The 23,196-nt window shown below is 40.4% G+C and carries 19 protein-coding genes; 4 read left to right on the top strand and 15 right to left on the bottom strand.

Annotated features, from left to right (window positions below; genetic code table 11):
* Positions 1 to 125: 125 nt before the first annotated feature.
* From guaA to EL171_RS00875, 3 genes are all read right to left on the bottom strand, one after another.
* Positions 126 to 1,661, bottom strand: coding sequence for a glutamine-hydrolyzing GMP synthase (guaA, locus tag EL171_RS00885; protein ID WP_039969514.1), 1,536 nt, complete (start codon positions 1,659 to 1,661; stop codon positions 126 to 128).
* Positions 1,662 to 1,930: 269 nt separating this feature from the next.
* Positions 1,931 to 2,128 carry a DUF362 domain-containing protein gene (locus EL171_RS00880; RefSeq protein WP_005387591.1) on the bottom strand — a complete coding sequence of 66 codons (198 nt, stop codon included), beginning with the start codon at positions 2,126 to 2,128 and terminating at the stop codon, positions 1,931 to 1,933.
* A gap of 183 nt (positions 2,129 to 2,311) precedes the next feature.
* Complete coding sequence (locus EL171_RS00875; RefSeq protein WP_005387589.1) at positions 2,312 to 3,448, bottom strand: HAD family hydrolase; 1,137 nt, start codon at positions 3,446 to 3,448, stop codon at positions 2,312 to 2,314.
* 131 nt (positions 3,449 to 3,579) lie between these two features.
* Here EL171_RS00875 and EL171_RS00870 point away from each other — a divergent pair, with 131 nt between their 5' ends.
* Complete coding sequence (locus EL171_RS00870) at positions 3,580 to 3,906, top strand: hypothetical protein (protein ID WP_005387587.1); 327 nt, start codon at positions 3,580 to 3,582, stop codon at positions 3,904 to 3,906.
* On the opposite strand, the gene EL171_RS00865 is transcribed toward EL171_RS00870, so the two are convergent.
* Entirely contained in the window at positions 3,899 to 5,080 is a 1,182-nt protein-coding gene (locus tag EL171_RS00865; RefSeq protein ID WP_005387579.1) for an amidohydrolase, read from the bottom strand. The genes EL171_RS00870 and EL171_RS00865 overlap by 8 nt on opposite strands.
* Before the next feature lie 248 nt (positions 5,081 to 5,328).
* Between EL171_RS00865 and EL171_RS00860 the strand changes: the two genes are divergently transcribed.
* Entirely contained in the window at positions 5,329 to 6,111 is a 783-nt protein-coding gene (locus EL171_RS00860; protein ID WP_039969510.1) for a basic amino acid ABC transporter substrate-binding protein, read from the top strand.
* 183 nt (positions 6,112 to 6,294) lie between these two features.
* The gene (locus tag EL171_RS00855; protein WP_005387577.1) at positions 6,295 to 8,664 is read left to right on the top strand and encodes a tetratricopeptide repeat protein; all 2,370 of its coding nucleotides are present in this window, start codon (positions 6,295 to 6,297) and stop codon (positions 8,662 to 8,664) included.
* Positions 8,665 to 8,777: 113 nt separating this feature from the next.
* On the opposite strand, the gene EL171_RS00850 is transcribed toward EL171_RS00855, so the two are convergent.
* The 8 genes from EL171_RS00850 to EL171_RS00820 all read right to left on the bottom strand — a co-directional run bounded on the left by EL171_RS00850 (position 8,778) and on the right by EL171_RS00820 (position 18,934).
* Entirely contained in the window at positions 8,778 to 10,028 is a 1,251-nt protein-coding gene (locus EL171_RS00850; RefSeq protein WP_005387576.1) for an inverse autotransporter beta domain-containing protein, read from the bottom strand.
* A 62-nt stretch (positions 10,029 to 10,090) separates the two neighbouring features.
* A complete protein-coding gene (locus EL171_RS00845) occupies positions 10,091 to 11,356 on the bottom strand; it encodes an inverse autotransporter beta domain-containing protein (protein WP_005387574.1) in 1,266 nt (421 codons plus the stop codon).
* Between the two features lie 24 nt (positions 11,357 to 11,380).
* Positions 11,381 to 12,502 carry an inverse autotransporter beta domain-containing protein gene (locus EL171_RS00840; protein WP_005387572.1) on the bottom strand — a complete coding sequence of 374 codons (1,122 nt, stop codon included), beginning with the start codon at positions 12,500 to 12,502 and terminating at the stop codon, positions 11,381 to 11,383.
* 663 nt (positions 12,503 to 13,165) lie between these two features.
* Complete coding sequence (ileS, locus tag EL171_RS00835; protein ID WP_005387570.1) at positions 13,166 to 16,000, bottom strand: isoleucine--tRNA ligase; 2,835 nt, start codon at positions 15,998 to 16,000, stop codon at positions 13,166 to 13,168.
* Positions 16,001 to 16,424: 424 nt separating this feature from the next.
* Entirely contained in the window at positions 16,425 to 16,550 is a 126-nt protein-coding gene (locus EL171_RS10035) for a hypothetical protein (protein WP_005387569.1), read from the bottom strand.
* Between the two features lie 34 nt (positions 16,551 to 16,584).
* Positions 16,585 to 17,220, bottom strand: a complete 636-nt coding sequence (locus tag EL171_RS00830; RefSeq protein ID WP_039969507.1) for a DUF805 domain-containing protein — start codon at positions 17,218 to 17,220, stop codon at positions 16,585 to 16,587.
* A 217-nt stretch (positions 17,221 to 17,437) separates the two neighbouring features.
* Positions 17,438 to 18,007, bottom strand: coding sequence for a DUF805 domain-containing protein (locus EL171_RS00825; RefSeq protein WP_005387567.1), 570 nt, complete (start codon positions 18,005 to 18,007; stop codon positions 17,438 to 17,440).
* Between the two features lie 3 nt (positions 18,008 to 18,010).
* Positions 18,011 to 18,934, bottom strand: coding sequence for a DUF805 domain-containing protein (locus EL171_RS00820; protein WP_005387566.1), 924 nt, complete (start codon positions 18,932 to 18,934; stop codon positions 18,011 to 18,013).
* Between the two features lie 166 nt (positions 18,935 to 19,100).
* Here EL171_RS00820 and EL171_RS00815 point away from each other — a divergent pair, with 166 nt between their 5' ends.
* Positions 19,101 to 19,391, top strand: coding sequence for a hypothetical protein (locus EL171_RS00815; protein ID WP_005387565.1), 291 nt, complete (start codon positions 19,101 to 19,103; stop codon positions 19,389 to 19,391).
* Positions 19,392 to 19,545: 154 nt separating this feature from the next.
* Here EL171_RS00815 and trpA read toward each other — a convergent pair whose 3' ends face one another.
* The 3 genes from trpA to trpCF all read right to left on the bottom strand — a co-directional run bounded on the left by trpA (position 19,546) and on the right by trpCF (position 23,196).
* Positions 19,546 to 20,337, bottom strand: coding sequence for a tryptophan synthase subunit alpha (trpA, locus tag EL171_RS00810; protein ID WP_005387564.1), 792 nt, complete (start codon positions 20,335 to 20,337; stop codon positions 19,546 to 19,548).
* Complete coding sequence (gene trpB / locus EL171_RS00805) at positions 20,330 to 21,523, bottom strand: tryptophan synthase subunit beta (protein ID WP_039969505.1); 1,194 nt, start codon at positions 21,521 to 21,523, stop codon at positions 20,330 to 20,332. The genes trpA and trpB overlap by 8 nt, the downstream gene beginning before the upstream one ends.
* 173 nt (positions 21,524 to 21,696) lie before the next feature.
* Positions 21,697 to 23,196 carry a bifunctional indole-3-glycerol-phosphate synthase TrpC/phosphoribosylanthranilate isomerase TrpF gene (gene trpCF, locus EL171_RS00800; RefSeq protein ID WP_005387560.1) on the bottom strand — a complete coding sequence of 500 codons (1,500 nt, stop codon included), beginning with the start codon at positions 23,194 to 23,196 and terminating at the stop codon, positions 21,697 to 21,699.

Here is a 23,196-nt window from a genome sequence, read left to right as displayed (position 1 = left end):
TTAAAGATATCTACTAGCAACAACAAAATAAATTAGAGCAACTACTACTTTCACAAAAGGCCTCTCACCATAATGATGAAAGGCCTTTGTATATGTATTCTTTAAATACTATGTTGTTCTAATTTTTATTCCCACTCAATTGTAGCAGGTGGTTTAGATGTAATATCATACACGATACGGTTAATGTGTTGTACTTCGTTTACGATACGGCGGGAGATTGTGTCCAATACGTCGTAAGGGATACGCGCCCAGTCAGCAGTCATGAAGTCTGTTGTTGTTACGCCACGCAATGCCAATGTGTAATCGTATGTACGGAAGTCACCCATAACGCCTACAGTACGTGTAGATGTTAATACTGCAAAGTATTGGTTGATGTCGCGATCAAGACCAGCTTTTGCAATTTCATCACGGAAGATGTAGTCCGCATCACGCAAGATGTCGAGTTTGTCTTTCGTGATTTCGCCCATTACGCGAATAGCAAGACCAGGACCTGGGAATGGTTGACGCCATACGAGATAGTCAGCCAAACCTAATTCAGAACCAAGTTCACGTACTTCGTCTTTGAAGAGGTTGCGCAATGGTTCGATAAGGCCTTTGAAGTCTACAACTGCAGGCAAGCCGCCTACATTGTGGTGAGATTTAATAACTTCTGCTTCGCCAGTACCGGACTCAATAACGTCAGGGTAGATTGTACCTTGTGCCAAGAAGTCAACGGAGCCGATTTTACGGCCTTCGTCTTCGAATACGCGGATGAATTCTTCGCCGATAGCTTTACGTTTAGCTTCTGGATCTTCAAGACCAGCCAATTTATCTAAGAAACGTTTTTCCGCATCGACGCGGATGAAATGCATGCCGGAATCTTTGAAAGCTGCTTCAACTTCGTCGCCTTCGTTTTTACGCATTAAACCATGGTCAACAAAGATACAAGTCAATTGGTCGCCAACAGCTTTAGAAATAAGAGCTGCCGCAACGGAGCTATCTACACCGCCAGACAATGCTAATAATACTTTACCATCGCCTACAGTGTTACGGATTTCATCAATAGCAGTTTTTGCATAGTTTGCCATTGTCCATGTGCCTGTGAAGCCGCACACTTCATACAAGAAGTTGTGAAGCATTTCTTTACCATGTTCAGTATGCAATACTTCTGCATGATATTGCATAGCGTATAATTTGCGTTCTTTATTTTGCATAGATGCAACAGGGCAGTCTTTTGTGTGCGCAATGATTTCGAACCCTTCAGGAACTTTTGCTACATAGTCAACGTGAGACATCCACACAACTTGGTCTTCGTCCAAGCCTTTGAACAATGGAGATGTAGTGTCCACTTTAGTAGGTGTTTTACCAAACTCACGGTTATCAGCAGATTTAACTTCGCCACCCAATGTATGCGCCATAAATTGCATACCATAGCACATGCCAAGAACTGGAATACCAAGTTCAAAAATCTCTTTTTCGATTTTTGGAGAGTTTTCTTCATACACGCTGTTAGGGCCACCTGTGAAGATGATACCTTGCGGTTTTAATTCTTTAATTTTGTCCAGCGCTTTGTTGTATGGATATACTTCGCAGTATACGTGATTTTCACGAACACGGCGCGCGATCAATTGATTATATTGACCACCAAAGTCAACAACAATAACAAATTCCTTGTTTTCCATGCCTTCCTCCATATGCATCTATTTGTGAAAGTATATTCACCATTTTTTAATGCCCATACATTTCTGTACTGGCGGTGCGTTTTCTCGAGCAAAACGCTAAATTTCATTACATTTCATTATACCATACGAAGTATATGGACTCCATATATTCCGTATGAAATTTATAGAAAAGATTTTAATGTTCGGATTTTACTATATAACAAACTTAATACGAGGAAATAATCTTTAATAAGCTCTAACCTTTCGAGGGACTCTAGCCTTTCAATGGACTATGTTTTATGATCCTCGCGTTTAGACATTTTTACAGCTCCAACGGGACAGATTGAATAACAATCGCCACAGCCGATACAGCCTTTGCCAATATTAAACTGAGTCTCCCCTTTGGTGATGCATTGAACAGGACAATCTACGGCACATGCACCACACTTAACACAAGTGTCATCGATATGAAATTTTAGATTTCCCATTTACATCACCTCCGATCTTTGATTATACATCAACTATTACCAACGATAGGGGTCATAAATTCTATTACGATGCCGACGCTTTTACTATTAAGCTCTTACAATTAAATAATATATATTTCCCTATACTACCAGTTAAAAGTATTTATTTTTAACTGGTAGTATCTCTAATTTTAGATATGATTATTATTTTTTAAGTAATTCATTGTTGTATGCAATAGCTGAATAGATAGCCTTTGCTACACCTTGGTGGTTATTATCTGTAGTCACGTAGCGCGCTGCTTCTTTAATATTCGGTTTACCATTGCCCATAGCAACGCTAGCATCGGCAAAGCGTAGCATGGATAGATCGTTTTCACTATCACCCAGTGACATTACTTCGTCTGGACTAAAGCCCCAATGATTGGCTAAAGCCTCAACGGCTGTTCCCTTTGTGGTATGCGGTAATACGAATTCTAAGTTACCTTCACTAGAGAGTAGTACATCATAAAAACGTTCACGGCCTGTACCGTCATGAGACATACCTTGGTATTCATCGCGTAAGTCTTGTAAGATGTGTTGGCGCATAGGCTCATCACCGTAGAAGATTTGCATCTTTTCAGGGCCTTCGTCTAAGGCTTCCATATGAGCCAGTAAATCAGGCACCATCGTACGTGTTGCCAAGATAAATGGACGAATATTAGGTCTAAAGAAGAAATTAGACTGTTCGACTTCACACTCAGACATCTTTGTATTCGCTGCTGCATCACCTTCAACCAAAGCATAGTGATCATGGGTTTCACCAGGCAGATGACCTTCTGTATCAGCAGAAATATGATTATTCATTACGCTATGAGAACTCTTTGTATTACTGCCATCGCCCTCATTACGTTCATCTGCACAGGCACATAAACGTTCCGGCGTAATACAACGAGATGGTGGATACATGCCATAGATTTTATCTTTTACATAGGCCTCCACATAGACGCCATAGGTTAAAAGTTTACGCAATAAATATAAGGCTTGCTTTTTATCAAATGTTACATGGAATAGCGAACGTTTTTCTTCCTTATCCATTACATAAGCACCATTAGTACACATGAAGTAGCGTAAGCATGGCAACTTCTCGATGACATCGTTCATCTCATTCCAAGCACGACCAGAAGCGATGGCTACACGAATCCCACTTTCACGAGCAGCACGAATCGCCTCAATAGCCTCATCAGGAATTGCTTTCGCATCATTAACCAAGGTGCCATCTACATCGGATGCAATGAATCGGATGGGTTTATCACCGGTAAGCCCTATATAATTTTTAATTTGTAATGTTTCAGTTGAGGACATAAAGCCTCCTTTAATACGGTATATAAATAGATAGATATTATTTTCAATCAGTAGTACAGTAATAGTTACAAATATATCTGTTAAAAGGATACACAGATAGTATGTAAGGCATAGATAGGAAGTGAAATTATATGCGCATCATAATAGATCGAGATGCAGTTTGTGCAGGCGATGATATGAATCATCATCGCGAAGAGTTTACCGTACCAAATGATATCACTATCGCTGGTTTATTTGAATTCCTTGAGTTTAAGTACATTCCAATCATCGCTGGAAATAACGTGGTCTGGGCACTCTATTATCACGAACGTGAGTTAGGTGCCTATTTCACCAAGATTCAGAGCTTCATAAATGGAAACATCTCATTATCATCCATAATTAATAACTCTGAAAAAGGCCACGAATTCTACCTACACTATTACAGCCATCCTGATAGATATAGAAAACGCTTTATTTAGATGCATTAAATTCAGCAACGATTTCTTCTAATACAGCTGGATTTTCTACCAATCGTAACAAGGTACGGCCTATGATATTAGCACCGTCCACAATTGTTTGTTCAATGGTAGATTCTAGCATAGCCGCAGCGAATTCTTTAGAGTGACACACCTTGTCTTCCCCAGCGAGTCGCAATTTAGGGTGGAATGCAGCACATTGATAGCTAACATTACCAATGTCTGAGCTGCCCCCGATATCTGCTGGGCCTGGCTTGAAATCAATGCCCATATCAGACATTACGTCTTCAATGAGAGCTGTTCCTCTATGGTTTTGGTTCATATCATCATAAGGATTGCCATAGAACTCTACATCTACAGTAGTGCTAGTACAGAGAGCGGCCCCTTCAAAGATGTTCTTAATCTGTTCAGATAGACCATTCAAATATTCCCGTTCAGTATGACGCACGGTCACCTCTAATTCGCCAAAGTCAGGAATGACATTAGATGCAGTGCCACCGGCAATGATCCATGTACCAATACGGCTTTCAGGTCGTACTTGTTGACGCATCATATCCATCGCATGAATAGCGAGTTGCACACCGTTTACCGCGTTGATACCATTCCAAGGCTCACCGGCTGCATGAGCTGGTTTACCGTGATAGCGAGCGCGGAAACAGTCGAGCGCCAAGAATTGTGAATTTGGTCGTGTTTCTTCCCCATCAAGGTGAACCATGATAGCAAAATCATAGTCTTTAAATACCCCTGCGTTACACATATCCACCTTGCAACCTGTGGCTTCTTCATCAGGTGTACCGATAATATCAATGTCCATATTGAAAGCAACGCCGTCTTGTTGCATTTTATGTAGTGTTAATGCTGCCAGAACACTCATAGAGCCACTGGCAGAGTGACCACATGCATGGCCTACTTCAGGGAGTGCATCATATTCACAAAGGATAGCCAAACGACCTTTTGGGTTATCTACTTTCACAGCAGAAGCCTTGAACGCTGTTGGCAAATTACAGAATTCATAGGTAACATCCATGCCATGTTTTTCAAGAACAGCGCCGATCGTTTTGACGGATTCAAATTCATGACTCGACAATTCGGGGTTCTTAGCTAATGTATAATTGATAGCAAACGCATCAGGTGCGAAGCTTTTACAAAGATCAGAAAATGTATTGATAAGGGACATAGTGCCTCCATATATACGTCAATGATTGTAAAGAATGAAGATGCTCTACAACCTAAAATGGAAAATGTTATATTACTATAAAATATGGCCTAAGAGAGAGCCATCTTAAATAAAAATTTTAAATATAATGATAAATATAAAACTCATTTACTCTTAATTATACAATGTTATTGCCTATTATTGTAAAATTCCGTACAATATAAACAGAATTTGATAAACCATGTATATGGATGTTTGAGGAGGTTTCTATGTTTAAGTTCAAAAAATTGACAGCCATCGCCCTCGTAGCGGTAGCAGCAATGGGTTTATTGGCTGGTTGTGGCAATGACAAACCAAAAATGACACAACAAGAAGGTGTATTGCGTGTAGGTTCTGAAACTACATTCCCACCATTCGAATTCACTGAAGGCGACAAATACGTTGGTTTCGACGTTGATTTGTCCGAAGCAATTGCGAAAAAATTAGGTTTAAAAATGGAATTCAAATCCATGGGCTTCGATGCTTTGATTCCAGCAGTTCAATCTGGCGATATCGATATGATCGCAGCAGGTATCAACGCTACACCTGAACGTGAAAAAGCATTGGACTTCTCCGATGTATACTTCGACCAAGGTGGTTTCATCACAGTTGTTCGTAAAGACAACACAACAATCCACAACATGGATGAATTAGCAGGTCATACTGTAGGTGCTCAAATCGGTACAATCCCTGTTGAAATGGCTCAAAAAATCCCTAATACAACAGTAAAACAAATCGATTCCAATGCTAATATCTTCATGGAATTGAAAGCTGGCACAATCGACGGTGCTATCATCGATAACGCAGTGGCTATGTACTACCTCAAACAAGGTGCTGATCAAGACCTTAAACTCGTAGGCGAACCTACTAAAGCTGAAGGTACAGTTCTTGGCGTGAAAAAAGGCAACAAAGCTTTACAAGAAGCTGTTAACAAAGCTCTTAAAGAACTTAAAGAAGACGGCACTTACCAAAAAATCTACGACAAATGGTTCGGCGATTACAACAAAAAATAATATCTATCTCTATAAACTAGGATAAATATGACCCCTCTGAAAGACTACAGGACGCACAGTATTGTGATTTCAAAGTTTTTTCAGAGGGGATTTTTTATTCTAATCCCTCTTTTACGGTCCCTCGCGTTCGTTATATAATAAATACGTATTCTATAGTAAATGTAACTAATTAAAGGAGGCCTTATGGCACAGTACTTTACGGAACGCCTACAAAAGGTCTTCCACATGATTTTCAAATCATACAATCAAGAAATGGCTCAAGAAGGTTTGCGCCAATTAGAACTGATTGTAAATAATCAGCACAGTCCTGAGCAGCCGAATCATCGGGCGCTAAGAAATGATATGACTACCTCTTTAGAAAATGAAATCGACACCAAAGAGGACGCATTAAAAATAGCCAATGATCCAGAGGCTCGAGAAATAGCTGATGCATATGCTTTATTGGCTCGTATCTACGCAGGTCCACGCTTTACGTGGGAGGAATCTAATTTCCCTGAAAATAACATGCGTACCTATCAATGCTTGCACGATAGCATTCGCCGCTGTAGTCCTATCGGTACCTTACAAGCATTGCGTATCAATGGAACCATTACACCTACGGTTGAAAAGGATATGTTAATATCCTTTAATGATGCATTTCGTATCGTTTACGACTACGCTGAACAAGGCGATGCCTTTTGCCAATACATTATAGGTAATGTCTTTTTCTGGCGCGATGATGATCGCATTAGCTTAGCTCGGGATATGATTACACCGCCCCGCCTAAGCTGGGCAAAACGGATTCAACAAAGCTTACAAAAAGGTTCTATACAAGAACGTATTGGAGCCTTACAAGGCACAGTCTCAGACGAAACATTGCAAGAAAATGCTACTACATTAGCCAAAGAATGGTTTAACAAGGCCCTCAACAATGGACTTGCCATGTTCCAAGGCAATTTACGTAACATCTATATCGACGAAGGCGATTTTGATAATGCGCGCCGTGTCGCACTAACGGCTGCTGAGCTAGGTAATCCAACTATGATGCTCTACACTGGCCTAGACTGTCATGAACATGGAAAATTTGAGGATGCTTTCACATGGTTCACGAAAGGTGCCGCCTTGGGCCAAGCTGAAAGCACCGCTGAATTAGCAGATTATTACTATCACTTTTATGATACGAAAGAGCTACGCCGCCTAATTCCGTATAATCCTGTAAAAGCAATCGGCCTCTACCGTCGCGCAGCTACTAAGCATTTTAGCGACGCCGGCTATGCTGCATTGCAAGCTGCCTTTGGCTATATCTTTCACATTGGTCACCTACCTCTCGACTGGGGTCTCATTGCAGACTTAACACACATGGCAGCCACTAAAGAGCGTTTTATGTTCTCCTTACCATATATTGGTTACATGAGAATCCATGGCTTAGGGGTAACGAAAAATATACGTTTCGGTGTACAATCTTTAACACGTGTACTAGATGAGGAAAAGCGCGCATTAGAAGAGGAGGATCGTGTTCTCTTCTATGATATTACACGAGCTTTAACGCGAGTTGCCTTAGGGTATGCCTATGAAAAAGGCTATGTTACAGGAAAACCTGATTTGGATACCGCTGTAGCCTATTACGAAGAGTCTCATCAATATATACTATCTCATAAGGCAAACCTTGATGAAGAGCTGAAGGATATCCCTATCGATAATGAAGCAGAAGAGCGCTTGGCAGCCTTCGAAGAAATAGATGGCCATTGGCACTATAAAGAGGGCTTTACAGAGTCTACCTCCACAGTACGCCCTGGTCATACGGAATGGCCGCAACATGCAGCCCGCTTATCTGTAAACATGGATGACTTCTTATGGGACACTACCTTATATGATTGGCAAACCATCGAGCATGCTTTAGAATCACAAGAAGAAATGAAACTGAGCTTTTACAATCATTTTCTATCCGTTCCAGATAAATTACGCAACATCTTTAATCTAGATGTAAAGCGCATGCCAAGAGATTCATACCAAGTACGATTACATGGATATGACCCTACAGAAGGTCAAGAGATTATCTATCGAGCGCTATTCAAGAAAGAGGATGCTATACATCTGTTAAAAGACCTCTATGATAATCATCAATTACCTGTATTTGGTGATAACTGGTCTATTGAAAAAAATGAAGAAAAACCAACTTGGCACTATGTACTCGACGTAGATCAACAAGCTTTCTTGCTTGAAGAATACGACGATGCAAATGCCATGATACAAACCGCATTACAAGGCTTAAAAGACAAAAAGTACGAACAAATTAATGTCCGTACCCATGACTTTATCGGCCCTTCCTATTTTATTTTCAGAGGCAATCACGCCAATCCTTTTAGAGTGCAACTCTATCTGAAAGAATCCATGCGCCACTCCATCGACAAGGATGGTAAACCTCTCGATACACCAGGCAATACCTATTTATTTGAACAACAGTTAGGTAACGAAGTATCCTTAAACTACTGGATTCAAAAAACAATCAACACCTTGGAGATACCTGAATTAGATAACTGGAAAAAACTCAGCGTACCAAAGGCATTACAATAAAAATAATCAGGAATATAAAAGGAGCTTGTACATAAAGTACTAGCTCCTATTTATAACCTACGAATAGGCCAAACTATTATAAATGATCATGAGGGTAATGAATACGGAAATTCCTATAAACCAACATCGACAAACTGCTGTTCATAAGTTTCTACTACAGTCTCTTGTACAACCATATCACTGCGATGTACCTTATCAAGCATCTTTGAACGAGCCGTTGTAATCGCGCTTTCACTATGTTTACCACCACGCCAAGCAAACTTGGATGTACCGATGGTATATTTCAAGGTCGCATAAGGACCACTCAAATGATGAGATGCCGTTTGGTAACCCGCATCAAGAGTAAAATGTGGTGTAATATGGAATTCTGCACCCACTTTAAACCCTTTAATAGCATCGCGCTTATTTAATTTATAATAGCCTACTCTTACAGCCTCTCTACCACGCCAATTATAATAGTCTGCATAGACACGAGCCCATCGAGCATTTTTGAAAGTTCGTGAGTATCCTACATCAAATCCACTGGCAGCAACCTTTTCTGATAGCATCCAATGATTTTCATAAGCAGCTATACCATAATTATAAAGACTTTGATCAGGATCCATACCATATGGATACAATCCTGTAGGATCGCCCAATACAACACTACGGCCATGGAGACCTATATATTTTCTATCATCAGTCCCTAGATTTCGGTACAGATTAGCATGAAATTCATTAAGGCCTGCCACATATTCTACACCGCCACTAACACGCTTATAGCCACCTTTAAACACATGGTCATAGAATGCATTAACACCAACATAAGCATGTTCACCTTTGCTAAGACGACGATAGCCAATGCCAACATTAGCATTCATTCCTAATGATTCTTTCGTATCTGTTTGTTTATCATGTCTTATAAACGTCCCTGCAGGTCTGGCTGGCTCCAAATAACCATCTAATTTATAAGATGAAATTTTTTCTCCACTGCGCCCAATACGACCTTGTACAAAGACAACGCTTTTAGCATTTTCATCATAATGGGTTATAGGTTGCAAGGTCTCAATATACAATTTATTGATTTCAGTAGATTTTGAATTTTTCGAAGTTACAGTATGTAGATCATGTCTCGGTACTGTAAAAACAGTATGGTGCTGGGTATGCATCTCTTTCGAATCTTTCATACCAACGCCAACTACGATATCTGTGCGATCCATCCAATTAGAACGAACAGCTTCATGTTTAGCCTCATTCACTTCTGTAGTAGAATCTGCAATACCTTGTCCATGCCCATTTTGAACATCTGCTGCAAAACCTGTAGCACTAAACGCACATGCTACAGCACCTAAAACCATTACTTTTATCATTAATGTCTTGCTCATATAAATTACTTCCCTATTATTACATGTCTTATTTAATATCTATAATCTAAACTACAGTGGTATTATAGATGATCGATTGGCGCTAAATAATCATATTCAATGTTATCAAAGGACTCTACAATCATGTCTTGACGACGTACCTTATCTAGCATTTTAGAGCGAGCTGTAGTAATCGTATCATCACTATGCTTACCACCCCAGAAGGCAAATTTAGATGTGCCTAATGTATATTTAAGAGTGCCATACATACCTTTCGACATGTTATTAGCATTGTTATACCCAATATCTAAAGATATATGTGGTGTCAACTGTAATTCAGCACCAATTTTAATGCCTTTATAATGATTAGCATTTCGTGAAGTAAACCATGGCACGGACCAATGACCTGGACGTCCCCAATTATATTCTTGTTTATGGCTAAATCCATTGCCGTTCCAACGATAACCATTTACATAGGCACGAGCCCAACGTGCATTTTTAAAGGATCTTACAATCCCTATTTCATAGCCATCTAACACGCCACCACCTACATAGGTATTATAATTTTCACTAGGAATGGTATTATATGGGAATGTATCTGGATAGCCATTAGGATATAACCGTTTAGGATATGGATTACCGCCACCACCTTTTACGAGATCTTTATCACCAAGGCCTCGATACACATTGGCATACACTTCGTTGAGTCCATTCACATACTCTACACCACCGCTGATACGATTATAATTGCCTGTGAAAGCACGATCTACAAAAGCGTTAACACCTACATAAGCATGTTCATTTCGGCTAAGGCGTCGATATCCAATACCGACAGAGCCAATAATCCCTAATGTTTCGGATGATTTTTCATCCGTATTTATTTTTGTATAAGAAGTTTGTCCATAGCGATTGATTATTACTTCAGGAAGAAGATAACCACGCATTTCTTTCGACGCTATTTTCTCACCACCGCGTCCAATGCGCCCCTGTACAAACAGAATGCTTTTACTGTTCTCATCATAATGCGTTATGGGTTGCAATGTTTCTATATAGGCTTTCGTTAGATTGCTATAATCAGATTTCTTATTATAAATTGTATTCTGATCATCCGTTAAAAAATGACCTTTATCTAATTTGGAGTGACCTCCGGACTGTATACCTACCGCGATATTCGTACGATCCATCCAATTCGAACTTACAGCTTCATGTTTAGCCCCACTCACTTCTGTAGTAGAATCAGCAATACCTTGTCCATGCCCATTTTGTACATCTGCTGCAAAACCTATCGCACTAAACGCACATGCTACAGCCCCTAACACCATGGCTCTAAATACTAACTTGTTTTTCATATATTACTTACTCCCCACTAACCTTTATAAGTGATCATAAGGTACTACCATCCAGAATTCTTCATAGGTATTACCTACTCGCATTGGACTACGGTCTACTTTATCTAACATTCTAGCCCGTGCATTGGTAATAATATCATCACTGTGCTTACCACCATGCCAAGCAAATTTAGATGTACCCAATGTGTATTTAACAAAGCCATAGGCCCCACTAGAATGATTATTATCTGATGTATACCCTACATCTAGAGAAACATGTGGTGTAAGTTGCAATGTAGTACCAGCTTGCCAGCCGTGGCTTTTACCAACATTAAGAGCTAAGGCTGGTCCTTCACCATGAGTTTTAACACCTAAACCATTCCAATGATAAGCTCCTACATAAGCACGTGCCCATCGAGCATTTTTAAAGGTGCGTGCATAGCTTACATCATATCCGGACAATGCTTTTTGAGATTTGTAAACTGTATAGCCTGCAGGGCCACCATCTAACAAGAATTCAAAATAACCTTCATATAAAGGTACATTATAAGGTTCAGATTTTGTACTATTTAACCCCTTATAGATATTAGCGCGAACTTCATTAAGGCCAGATACATATTCCAAACCGCCGCTGATACGGTTATATTTTTTCGAGAAAGAATGGTCATAGAACGTATTAACGCCTACATACGCATGTTCATGCTTACTGAGAACACGATAGCCTAACCCAACATTGGCAACAGTCCCCAATGACTTAGTATCATGATGTTCCTCAGGTCTATATCGTTGTTCACCTTTTTTTGTAATTGGATTGTACGGATACCAAAATCCTCCATTACCACCAGAGAAATAACTAGCCTTATCTTCTTGTCCACCTTTACCGATGCCGCCTTGTACAAAGAGCACTGATTTAGAGTTTTCATCATAATGGGTCAAGGGTTGTAATGTTTCTACAGAAACTTGAGCTCCCACCTTAGATTGAGCCCCTACAGTAATATCTGTGCGATCCATCCAATTTGAACGAACTGCTTCATGCTTTGTCCCATTCACTTCTGTAGTAGAATCTGCGTAACCTTGCCCATGCCCATTGGCTGCCATTCCTGTAATAGTGAAAGCACATCCTATAAATCCTAAAACTAACGCCTTAATGATTACATTTTTTCTCATGACTTACACGCTCCCCTCGTTTTGCATAAGAAATAAAACCACACAACACTGTACGCCCTTCACGTTCATTTCATGGTTTATTCATCTTAATTATAGGTATGCTATTTTCCATAGTCAATATAAAGCCCTATAGTTAAACGATAGTTAAAGATTCTCTAAATCATTATGTTACAAATTGATTTCTATTTTTAGGCAAAAGAAAAAGACCACCCGCAAGCTGGGTGGTCTTTTTTCTGGGGAATGAAATTGTTATTTGAATAAAGGCAAGATTGCGTTTGCTAAACCAGTAAGTGCAGCCAAAATTGCTTTAATGATAGTTGCTACCATTGCTCTTCCTCCTTCTCATATAAGCACAATAACTAAACTAACTATAAATATCTTAAACCACTACATTAAATTTAATGTGAAATGAGTAAATTTTTACACATTAATTTTTCATGAGGAAAATAATAAAGTACTAATTATGATAGATAGTTTTATGAGAAAGATAGCATACAATGAATTCATAATTCTATATATTTTCTTAATATTTTGTAAACTAGCATAAATATGACTTAGAAACTCAGCTATAATAGAAAAACCCTTCTCTACATTCCCAGTTCAAACCGAACTAAAGAATATTAGAGAAGGGTTTCTATAAATTATCTTGTTTCCTATCTATAATTATAGGGATTTAACAACCTCTGCACAACGATGGCAAAGTGTAGGGTGTTCGCTATCTTGGCCTACTGTATCGCGGTGAATCCAGCAGCGTTCACATTTTTCAAGTTCAGATGGAGCAACTACTGTTGCAACGCCTGTTTCTTCGTCTTTTACAGCCTCTGCTGGAGCAGCGCCATTTACGATGTGAGCTTCAGATACGATAACGAGTTTAGCCAAGCCGTCTTCACCAAGAGCGTTCAATGCATCGAATGCAGCACCTTCAGCATATACTGTAACGGATGCATCCAATGGATGACCGATTGTTTTGTTTTGACGAGCCAATTCCAATGCTTTTTGTACAGATGTACGCAAGTCTAACAATTGGTTCCATTTATCAGCCAATTCTTGGTTGAAGTGTTCAGGATGACCTTGTGGCCAATCTTGAAGCATAACGGATTCAGGCATGCCATCTTCTTTAGGCATGTATTTCCAAACTTCTTCTGCTGTGAAGGAAAGTACAGGAGATACCATGGCTACCAATGTTTTCAAAATTTCGTACATAGCTGTTTGAGCAGAACGACGAGCTACGTTGTTTTTGCTTTCAGCATACATAGTATCTTTCATTACATCAAGGTAGATAGAGCTCAAGTCTACTGTACAGAAGTTATGAATTGCATGGTACAACATGTGGAATTCATAGTTTTCGTACGCTTCAGTAACCTTTTGACGTACCTCTTCTAAGCGCAACAATGCCCATTTATCGAATTCGGACATATCTGCATAAGCCACTTTGTCAGTGTTTGGATTGAAGTCATCCAAGTTGCCTAATAAGAAGCGGAATGTATTACGGATCTTACGGTATACTTCGGATAATTGTTTTACGATGTCTTTGGACAAACGTACGTCTGCTTGGTAATCTGCGGAGGATACCCACAAACGCATAACGTCAGCGCCGTATACGTCGATGATATCGCTAGGAGCTACTGTATTACCTACAGATTTAGACATTTTGCGACCTTCGCCGTCCACAACGAAGCCGTGAGTCAATACGGAGTTGTAAGGTGCTTTACCTGTTGTTGCTACTGCAGTTAACAAGGAAGAGTTGAACCAACCGCGATGTTGGTCAGAACCTTCAAGGTACATAGCACATGGTACATCTAAGCCATTAACTTCAAGTACGCCAGCCCAAGAGGACCCAGAGTCGAACCATACGTCCATGATGTCTGTTTCTTTTTTGAACTCATCATGACCGCAATGAGGACATTTGAAGCCTTCTGGTAACAATTCTTTTGCACTGTGAGCCCACCAAGCATCAGAGCCTTCTACAGCTACTTTTTCTTGTAATGCTTTGATAGTATCATCGTTGATGATGTGCTCGCCGCAGCTTTCACAATAGTAAATAGGAATTGGCACGCCCCAAATACGTTGACGGGAAATTACCCAGTCACCACGGTCGCGAACCATGTTAAAGATACGGTCATGGCCCCATTTAGGAATCCATTGTACTTGATTGTCGATTGCATCAAGCGCTTGTTGACGGTAACCATCTACAGAGGAGAACCATTGTTCTGTAGCACGGTAGATAACAGGGTTTTTACAACGCCAGCAGTGAGCATATTGGTGACGCAAGCTAGATTTGTGAAGCAATGCATTGTTGTGCGCCAAGATTTTGATTACAGGCACTTCTGCATCGTGGATTTCTACGCCAGCCAATGGGAATTCAGTATCGCCATAACGGTTGTCGTCTACTTGTTTAGTGTAGTTACCAGTTTCGTTAACAAGGGATACGATAGGAAGTTCAGTTTTACCTTCCTTGTTATAACGCATAACGATGTTAAAGTCGTCTTCACCGTGTGCAGGAGCTGTATGTACGCAACCAGTACCTGCTTCAAGTGTTACATGATCGCCACATAATACAGTGGATGTACGTTCTACGAATGGATGTTTGAACTCAGCCAATTCTAAGTCTGCGCCAGAGAAGCGATTTACGATTTCATAGTCTTCGATACCGATATCTTTCATAGCCGCATCAACAAGTTCAGTGGCCATCAAGTAGTATTCGTCGCCTACTTTTACCCAGCCATATTCAAGCTCAGGGTTAACGGAGATTGCTACGTTGGCAGGCATTGTCCAAGGAGTAGTTGTCCAGATAACAGCAAATGCTTGTTTTGGATCTACGCCAGCTGGCAATGTTACCTTTTTCTCAGATACGTAAGGGAATTTTACGTAGATGGAGAAAGATTTTTTCTCAGCGTATTCGATTTCTGCCTCTGCCAATGCAGTTTCGCAGTGAGTACACCAGTATACAGTTTTAAGACCTTTATAGATGTGGCCGCGTTTTGCCATTTCGCCGAAGATACCAAGTTGTTTTACTTCGAACTCAGGGCGCAATGTCAAATAAGGGCGTTCCCATTCGCCTAATACACCAAAGCGAATGAAGTCTTGTTTTTGAGTTTCTACGCATTCTAATGCATATTCCTTACATTTATTGCGCAAATCAAGAGGCGCCATTTCATGACGGTTAAGACCAGTATTTTTGATAACCGCATGCTCGATTGGCAAACCGTGCGTATCCCAACCAGGGATATAGCGAGTATAATGACCAGTCATTGTTTTGTATTTCATGATGATGTCCTTCAACGTTTTGTTGAGGGCATGACCGATGTGCAATTTACCATTTGCGTATGGAGGGCCATCATGCAAGATGAAAGGTTTTGCGTCTTTACGCAATTCCAAACGTTTTTCGTAAATTTTGTTATCTTCCCAGAATTTTAAGATTTCTGGTTCGCGCTTAGGCAAATTGCCGCGCATTGGGAATTCTGTTTCAGGCAAATGTAACGTCTTACCGTAATCCATGATGTGCTCCTTTTACATAAAAAAATCGCCCGTCCCCGAAGGGACGGACGTAATATCCGTGGTACCACCCTACTGACCTTCTGTGAAAGCTAGAACATTTCGAGCATACGAAATAACTAGGCTTCATATTGTGAAAGCCACTTAGACATATAACGGTGTTCACCGGCAGGGTTCCTGCTTGCTCCAAAGTGATCCGCAAATCTCTAGATTTCCAAACCTTTCAGCCCATGAGTTTGGTCTCTACTAAATCCGTCTGAGACATGCCGTCTTTTTCAACGCAATATTCATATAATAGATAATTATAGGTCTCATGAGGGGGAATTGTCAACTGTATAGATAGTTTAAATTTATAGATTAACACATAAATATGCCACCTTTATTATGTTCCAATAAAGGTGGCATATTCATATAAATAGACTTTACATTATAGTGCTAAAAAAGCTATCCAAATATTTAGAACCCAAAGGCAGATGCACACAATCATTGCTTTTTGATCCATGCTTTCAGATGGTGTTTCTTTAAGGCCAGTACGAGCAGCCTCCTGCACCATGCAAGAGGCTGTTACTTGTATATGTATTTTATTTTTACATTGCACTAGTCATTAGCAATCGATCTACTAGGAACCATAGCACAAAGATGGCACATAGTAGTCCTGCCGTAAGGCCTGTGGTAGGTGTCGCATCTATTAAACCAATTTCATGGGCCATTTGTTTTGTTAGAACAACACGGCCTGTTGGTGAACCGAATCGATTGTCGTGGCTTTCACCAGGAAGAGCCATCAACACTAACAATAAAATTGTACCAATGACAGGAACAACACCAATAAACACAAGACCGCCAGAACGGCCTTGATCGTGCAAGCGTCGTACTGCAACAGCTACGCCAGGAATCACCATAACAACGGACATAAGTACAAGAATAACTAGCCCGAAGCCTACGCCAACGGCACTAGAGAGCGGACTAATATAACTCAAGAACGCACAGGTGAATAGAATGGCTACAAATAGCAATTGATACATCAAAAAGAAATTCCAATATTCACTACGGCTGGCACGCCCTTCAAAGTCAGCGTATTTATAAACAAAGCATTGTTTAAAGTTTTCAATCATTCCTAGACTATACTTATCTAACGAAATGGGTGCTTTGCGGATACGTCCACAGTTTGGACAGTATCGTTCACTTTTTAACACCTCATGTCCACAATATGGACAAGGTCTCATAATAAACTCCTTCCATCCACAGCAGGAAATAGTGAAGCTCATAAAGTCCTGTTGCTTTAACACATATAGTAACTTAGATATGTTTTGAAGTAATCATATCTATATTTTTGAATTCATCTTGATTTCATTTTACTACAAAGTGTTATATTGTCTATAAAGGAGTTGTTAAACTTTTATAAAATAAAATAATAATTATACTATCAAACGTAGATTAATACTATATATAGCCATTAGCGTTAATACCATACCATAATATATCACCGATGGTATCACCAAATACGATGGATTGAAGAATAAATATAGTGATGCCCATAATCCAGTCTTGTTTTCTAGATGGCGTTTCTTCAAGCCCTGTAGATTCACTTACGCTAGCAGTAATAGGAATATAGGCAGTTCTTTCACCGTAACCATTCTCTCCTTCATCGCCACGTTTCAATTCGTAGGTTAAGAATATAAAGAACCCTATAATAGGAATAAAGGATATCAGCTGAGTCCAGCCGCTGCGGCCAATATCATGCATGCGTCGCGTTGTGATGGCGATATTAGGAAGCACGAAAAATAGCGTTACTAATAACGTGATCGTATCAATAATGGACTCAAAATTATAGAGTCCAACACCTTTACAAAGAATAGCTACGACTTCCAAGGTACCTTGAATCATCATCATTCCAGCCATGAATCGCCAGTATTCACTACGGCTCGCACGACCTTTAAAATTGGCGTAGCTTTTGATGCCTAGCACGAAGGCATCGGTATAGTTCAAATCATATACATTTACTGATGCCATAGTCTAGTCCTCCTCAAACTCTTCAAAACCAATGATTTTCCAACCATTGCCAGTACTGTATAAACGAACTAACATAGATGGGCTTTTATCTACAAAGTCTACCCGATATCCGATATAATCCACCGTTACATCATCATCAACATCTTGAGATACATAATCCAATCGTATAGTTTCTACAGCAGAACGTTGTTCCTTTACCTTAGCTTGCTGCCACAGATCAAAGGTACCGTATCGTTCCATTTCACGACCGCTCAAATTTCGATACGCACTATGATAATCGCCATTAGCCAGTTCTTGGTAATACTCTTTCACCACTAGATAGCCTTCTGTTGTGGCAGAATCACTATGTAATAAACGATTTGCTTTTTTGGTGAAAGCCCCCTGCCCCAAGTTCCCAAAGGCAGTTTCTTCTATCATATAGTTATGCCCCATCATAGATGTACCTACACTGTTTGCAATCCAGCCTAAAACAAGAAGAGCCACGATGAAGGCTCCCGAAACAGATCGCTTCTCATGTATACTAGGTTCTACAGATATCTGTTCATTAATTATGCTTGCTTCTTGTGTGGGAGCCGATCTTTTACATAATAAATAGAGCAACGCAATCCATCCTAAAATAGGAACAAAGATGAGAATCATCAAGGTTGGATCATTATTAGAATCACGTAACCGTCTCGCTACCATCATAATGGTGGGCAACACTAACAATACTGTTAATGCCATCAATACGCCGCCCCCTAAGGATAGGGCATATAAAAATCCATAGGGTATAAATGTGGCAAGACCTGTTATAAAAGTAACTAGACCGTATACAAAGGTCATAGCGCTTATGGTAAGCCAAAAGTCGGCTGTCGTTGTTCGTCCCTTATGATTCGCATAGTTTTCTACTAGCTCACGATAGAGGATTTCAAATACTCTCTGCTTCATAAATCTCCTACTATATTTAGATATGATACAAACTTAGATAACCCTATTATACTATGCTTTACCAACCCTATCATTTCATTTTTTCTTCATCAATTTTATCTATACTAATAATATATTTTTTACAATTAAAATTCGTGCAATTAAGTTTGTATAGGAGATAATAATTATGAACGCTAAATTGACTAAAGTAGTAGCTATGGCCAGCTTGGCAGCATTCTTATCAGTTGGTATCGGTGCCAATGTAGCACAAGCCAAAGATTACCACTTCAAAATCGGCGAAAACCATCGCATGGTAAAGAACGATGATGGCACAGTAGATAGCAGTGCTCATCCATGGTTCAAACCAGATCAAAAGAAACATAGAAAACACAAAATTTCTGAACGTGAAAAACATGACAAAAATGCAACTGCAAAACGCAGTGAACGTCATCAACGTTCCGAATCTACAAACGGCTAATCATTCCCCTTTCATAACTGGTTATCCAGTCATATAACACATAACTAAACTAACTAACCTAAAAAGGACGTTATACACATGTATAACGTCCTTTTATTATGTATTGTATTATCTATTTTATTATGAGGTAGCTGTTACTATGCGTTAGCTCTTATTATGCGTCAGCTTTTAGCACAGCTTGTTTCATAGATTGTACGTAATCAAACAACGCTTGGTCTGCATGTTCGCCGTGTTCTGCCACGATTTTAACGATAGCAGAGCCTACGATAGCACCGTCAGATACGCGCGCCATTGCTTCCGCTTGTTCTGGCTTAGAAATACCGAAACCAACGGCTACAGGAATATCTGTATATTTGCGAATGGTTTCAACGATGGATTTAATATCCGTTTTGATTTCGCTACGCATACCTGTAACACCAAGGGAAGATACGCAGTACACAAAGCCTTCTGCGTCTTTTGCGATCATTTCAATGCGGTTTTCAGATGTTGGAGCAATCAAGGACACCACTTCAACACCGTGTTTATTAGCAATGCTCGCAAGTTCGCCTTTTTCTTCAAATGGCATATCTGGCACGATAACGCCGGAGATACCAACCTCTTCGCAGAGGGTAAAGAATTTTTCACGACCGAACACATAGATTGGGTTCAAGTAGGTCATGAACACGAGCGGGATAGTCACTGCATCATCACCTGTACGCAAACGGCGCACCATATCGAAGATATCGTTGATTTTTACACCTGTAGAAAGTGCACGTGTACTCGCTTCTTGGATAACTGGGCCTTCCGCTGTTGGATCGGAGAATGGAATACCGATTTCTACCATGTCGGCACCGGCTTTCACCATCACGCGAATATAACGTTCTGTATTTTCAATGCCATGGTCACCAGCACTAATGAATGGGATGAATGCCTTGCCCTTTGTGAAAGCGTCTTTAATTTTACTCATGAAGATCCACCCCTCTGTATTTCGCCATAGCCGCTACGTCTTTATCACCACGACCAGATAAACAAATAATAATGATATCGTCCTTGCTCATAGTAGGCGCAATTTTACGCGCATGTGCCACTGCATGAGCACTTTCAATAGCTGGAATAATGCCCTCTAAACGAGACAAGTATTCGAAAGCATCTACTGCTTCGTCATCTGTTACAGGTACATATTCAGCGCGACCACTATCGTGCAAGTACGCATGTTCAGGGCCGATACCAGGGTAATCAAGACCTGCAGAGATAGAATATACGGGAGCAATTTGGCCGTCTTCGTCTTGGCAGAAGTAAGATTTCATGCCATGGAAGATACCAACAGAGCCTTTTGCAATTGTTGCTGCATGTTCCTCTGTATCGATACCGCGACCTGCCGCTTCACAACCGATAAGGCGAACGCCTTCATCAGGAATGAAGTGATAGAACATACCCATCGCGTTGGAACCGCCGCCTACACAAGCCATAACAGCTGTTGGCAATTTACCTTCTGCTTCAAGGATTTGCTCACGTGCTTCACGGCTGATGATGGATTGGAAGTCACGAACGATCATAGGGAATGGATGAGCGCCCATAACAGAGCCCAATACATAGTGCGTATCGGACATGCGATTTGTCCATTCGCGCAATGCTTCAGAAACAGCATCTTTTAATGTGCTAGTACCAGTTGTTACAGGATGCACCTTAGCGCCTAATAATTCCATGCGATATACGTTAAGCGCTTGACGTTCACAGTCCTCAGCGCCCATGTATACTTCACATTCCATGCCCATCAACGCAGCGATAGTAGCCGTTGCCACGCCGTGTTGACCTGCACCAGTTTCAGCAATAACACGAGTTTTAGCCATGCGTTTTGCCAATAACATTTGACCGATTACATTGTTCAATTTGTGAGACCCAGTATGGTTCAAATCTTCACGTTTCAAATAAATTTTGGCACCACCAAGGTCTTTTGTCATGCGATCTGCATAGTATAAAAGGGATGGACGACCTGTATATTTTTTGTGTAAATCCTCAAGTTCGCGCACGAAATCAGGATCATCTTTGTACTTGTTGTATGCCTCTTCCAATTCGATGACTGCATTCATCAATGTTTCTGGCATAAATTGGCCACCGAAGGAGCCAAAATAACCATGTCTTTGTTCACTCATATAACTTACCTTTCCATGTACCATTCCTGCTAGCACGCCATATATAGCGTTACTATTGGCATCTATCTCAACAATCGATGAATTCCATCGGATGTGTCTAAAATATTATTATATCTTAGATTTATGTATTTTCTATGATTACTCGCCTATAATAGGCCTTATTCTCTCAACATTTAGTGAGCTATGGTTCTCACAATGTTGGTGAAAGCTTTAATCTTCTTATCGTCTTTCACGCCATTTGTTTCAATGCCGCTACTAATATCTATGCCGTAAGGACGAACTGTGCGAATAGCACGCGCCACGTTTGTACTGTCGATACCACCTGCGAGCATAAATGGACGTTCAAACTCATCTAAGCAAGACCAGTCGAACACTTCGCCCGTACCACCTCGTTCATCCTTATGGTACGCATCAAATAATAGCATATCGGCACTGCTATCGATCCATGCCTCCGCATCTGCAGCACTGCGGATTTGAACAGCTTTCCAAACCTCTACATCTGTTTTCTCTTTGAGAGTTTGGATGAAAGCTTCATCTTCGTCGCCGTGCAATTGCACCGCATCAAGATTGGCTTCTTTAGCAATTGTAACGAGGTTATCTAATGTTTCATTGACGAAGACACCTACCGTTTTAATGTTCTCAAAATTAGGATTTTCTTGGACAAATTCCTTACTATCTTGTGCTGTTTCAACATTCATTGGCGCTTCAACTGCACCATATGTTTTTGCGTATTGTTTATGAAGTTCTTCCACTAATGTTTTAGCTTTGTCTACAGTGACTTGTCGTTTGCTTGGCGCGAATACAAGGCCCATATAGTCCGGCTTTGCCTCTACTACTGCAGGGATTGTTTCTACTTTAGAGATGCCACACATCTTAACCTTTGGCGTGTAGTATGTGGGCCCATAGAGATATGCCAACTTTTCAACCTTGTTAGGAGAACGCATGAAGGTTTCACCCATCAAGGCTACGCCGATATTGTTATCCCGCAACACTTGGATATCCCCTGGCGTTTCTAGACCGCTTTCAGATACAAAGATCACATCGTCTTGAACGAGATTACGCAGGCGCACACTGTTTTGTACGTCTACAGTAAAGTCTTTTAAATTACGGTTGTTAACACCAATAATACGGGCACCGCAATCAATAGCCATTTGTACTTCGTGCTCGTCATGAGCCTCTACTAAGGAGGATAAGCCAAGAGAGTCAGCTAACTCACGGAATTTGGTCAATGTTGGTACATCGAGGCATGCACAGATTAAGAGGATTGCACTAGCGCCCCATACCTTTGCTTGGTAGATTTGGTATTCATCAATAATGAAATCCTTGCGTAATACAGGAATTTTTACAGTGCTAGCGATTTCTTGTAAATATTTTTTGTCCCCTTTAAAGAAGTCTGGTTCAGTCAATACAGAGATGGCTGCTGCACCAGCAACCTCATATTCTTTAGCAATGTCTAAATAGGGAAAGTGCTCAGCAATGATCCCCTTAGATGGAGAGGCTTTCTTCACTTCGCAAATGAAGTTAAAGTCTTGCTGACGAAGGGCTGCTTCAAAAGGAAATCCTGTATCCGATGGTAACGCCAAAGCCGCTGCTTTTACAGCCTCAGGCGTTTCCACCTCTTTTTCTTGGGCTACGCGAACTTTGGTAGCCTCTACAATCTTATCTAAAATCAA

Origin of the sequence: Veillonella dispar (assembly GCF_900637515.1) — a bacterium.
GTDB classification, from domain to species: Bacteria; Bacillota; Negativicutes; order Veillonellales; family Veillonellaceae; genus Veillonella; species Veillonella dispar.
The sequence above is the reverse complement of the archived record's forward strand: the minus strand, read 5'-3'. Positions and strand labels throughout refer to the sequence as shown.

What these genes read in the sequence shown, in the direction of transcription:
- EL171_RS00845 (WP_005387574.1), bottom strand. Translation starts at nt 11,356, where the DNA reads ATGAAAAACAAGTTAGTATTTAGAGCCATGGTGTTAGGGGCTGTAGCA.
- trpA (WP_005387564.1), bottom strand. Translation starts at nt 20,337, where the DNA reads ATGAGTAAAATTAAAGACGCTTTCACAAAGGGCAAGGCATTCATCCCA.
- guaA (WP_039969514.1), bottom strand. Translation starts at nt 1,661, where the DNA reads ATGGAAAACAAGGAATTTGTTATTGTTGTTGACTTTGGTGGTCAATAT.
- trpB (WP_039969505.1), bottom strand. Translation starts at nt 21,523, where the DNA reads ATGAGTGAACAAAGACATGGTTATTTTGGCTCCTTCGGTGGCCAATTT.
- EL171_RS00820 (WP_005387566.1), bottom strand. Translation starts at nt 18,934, where the DNA reads ATGAAGCAGAGAGTATTTGAAATCCTCTATCGTGAGCTAGTAGAAAAC.
- EL171_RS00880 (WP_005387591.1), bottom strand. Translation starts at nt 2,128, where the DNA reads ATGGGAAATCTAAAATTTCATATCGATGACACTTGTGTTAAGTGTGGT.
- EL171_RS00830 (WP_039969507.1), bottom strand. Translation starts at nt 17,220, where the DNA reads ATGAGACCTTGTCCATATTGTGGACATGAGGTGTTAAAAAGTGAACGA.
- EL171_RS00855 (WP_005387577.1), top strand. Translation starts at nt 6,295, where the DNA reads ATGGCACAGTACTTTACGGAACGCCTACAAAAGGTCTTCCACATGATT.
- EL171_RS00815 (WP_005387565.1), top strand. Translation starts at nt 19,101, where the DNA reads ATGAACGCTAAATTGACTAAAGTAGTAGCTATGGCCAGCTTGGCAGCA.
- EL171_RS00840 (WP_005387572.1), bottom strand. Translation starts at nt 12,502, where the DNA reads ATGAGAAAAAATGTAATCATTAAGGCGTTAGTTTTAGGATTTATAGGA.
- EL171_RS00850 (WP_005387576.1), bottom strand. Translation starts at nt 10,028, where the DNA reads ATGAGCAAGACATTAATGATAAAAGTAATGGTTTTAGGTGCTGTAGCA.
- EL171_RS10035 (WP_005387569.1), bottom strand. Translation starts at nt 16,550, where the DNA reads ATGGTGCAGGAGGCTGCTCGTACTGGCCTTAAAGAAACACCATCTGAA.
- EL171_RS00865 (WP_005387579.1), bottom strand. Translation starts at nt 5,080, where the DNA reads ATGTCCCTTATCAATACATTTTCTGATCTTTGTAAAAGCTTCGCACCT.
- EL171_RS00870 (WP_005387587.1), top strand. Translation starts at nt 3,580, where the DNA reads ATGCGCATCATAATAGATCGAGATGCAGTTTGTGCAGGCGATGATATG.
- EL171_RS00825 (WP_005387567.1), bottom strand. Translation starts at nt 18,007, where the DNA reads ATGGCATCAGTAAATGTATATGATTTGAACTATACCGATGCCTTCGTG.
- ileS (WP_005387570.1), bottom strand. Translation starts at nt 16,000, where the DNA reads ATGGATTACGGTAAGACGTTACATTTGCCTGAAACAGAATTCCCAATG.
- EL171_RS00860 (WP_039969510.1), top strand. Translation starts at nt 5,329, where the DNA reads ATGTTTAAGTTCAAAAAATTGACAGCCATCGCCCTCGTAGCGGTAGCA.
- EL171_RS00875 (WP_005387589.1), bottom strand. Translation starts at nt 3,448, where the DNA reads ATGTCCTCAACTGAAACATTACAAATTAAAAATTATATAGGGCTTACC.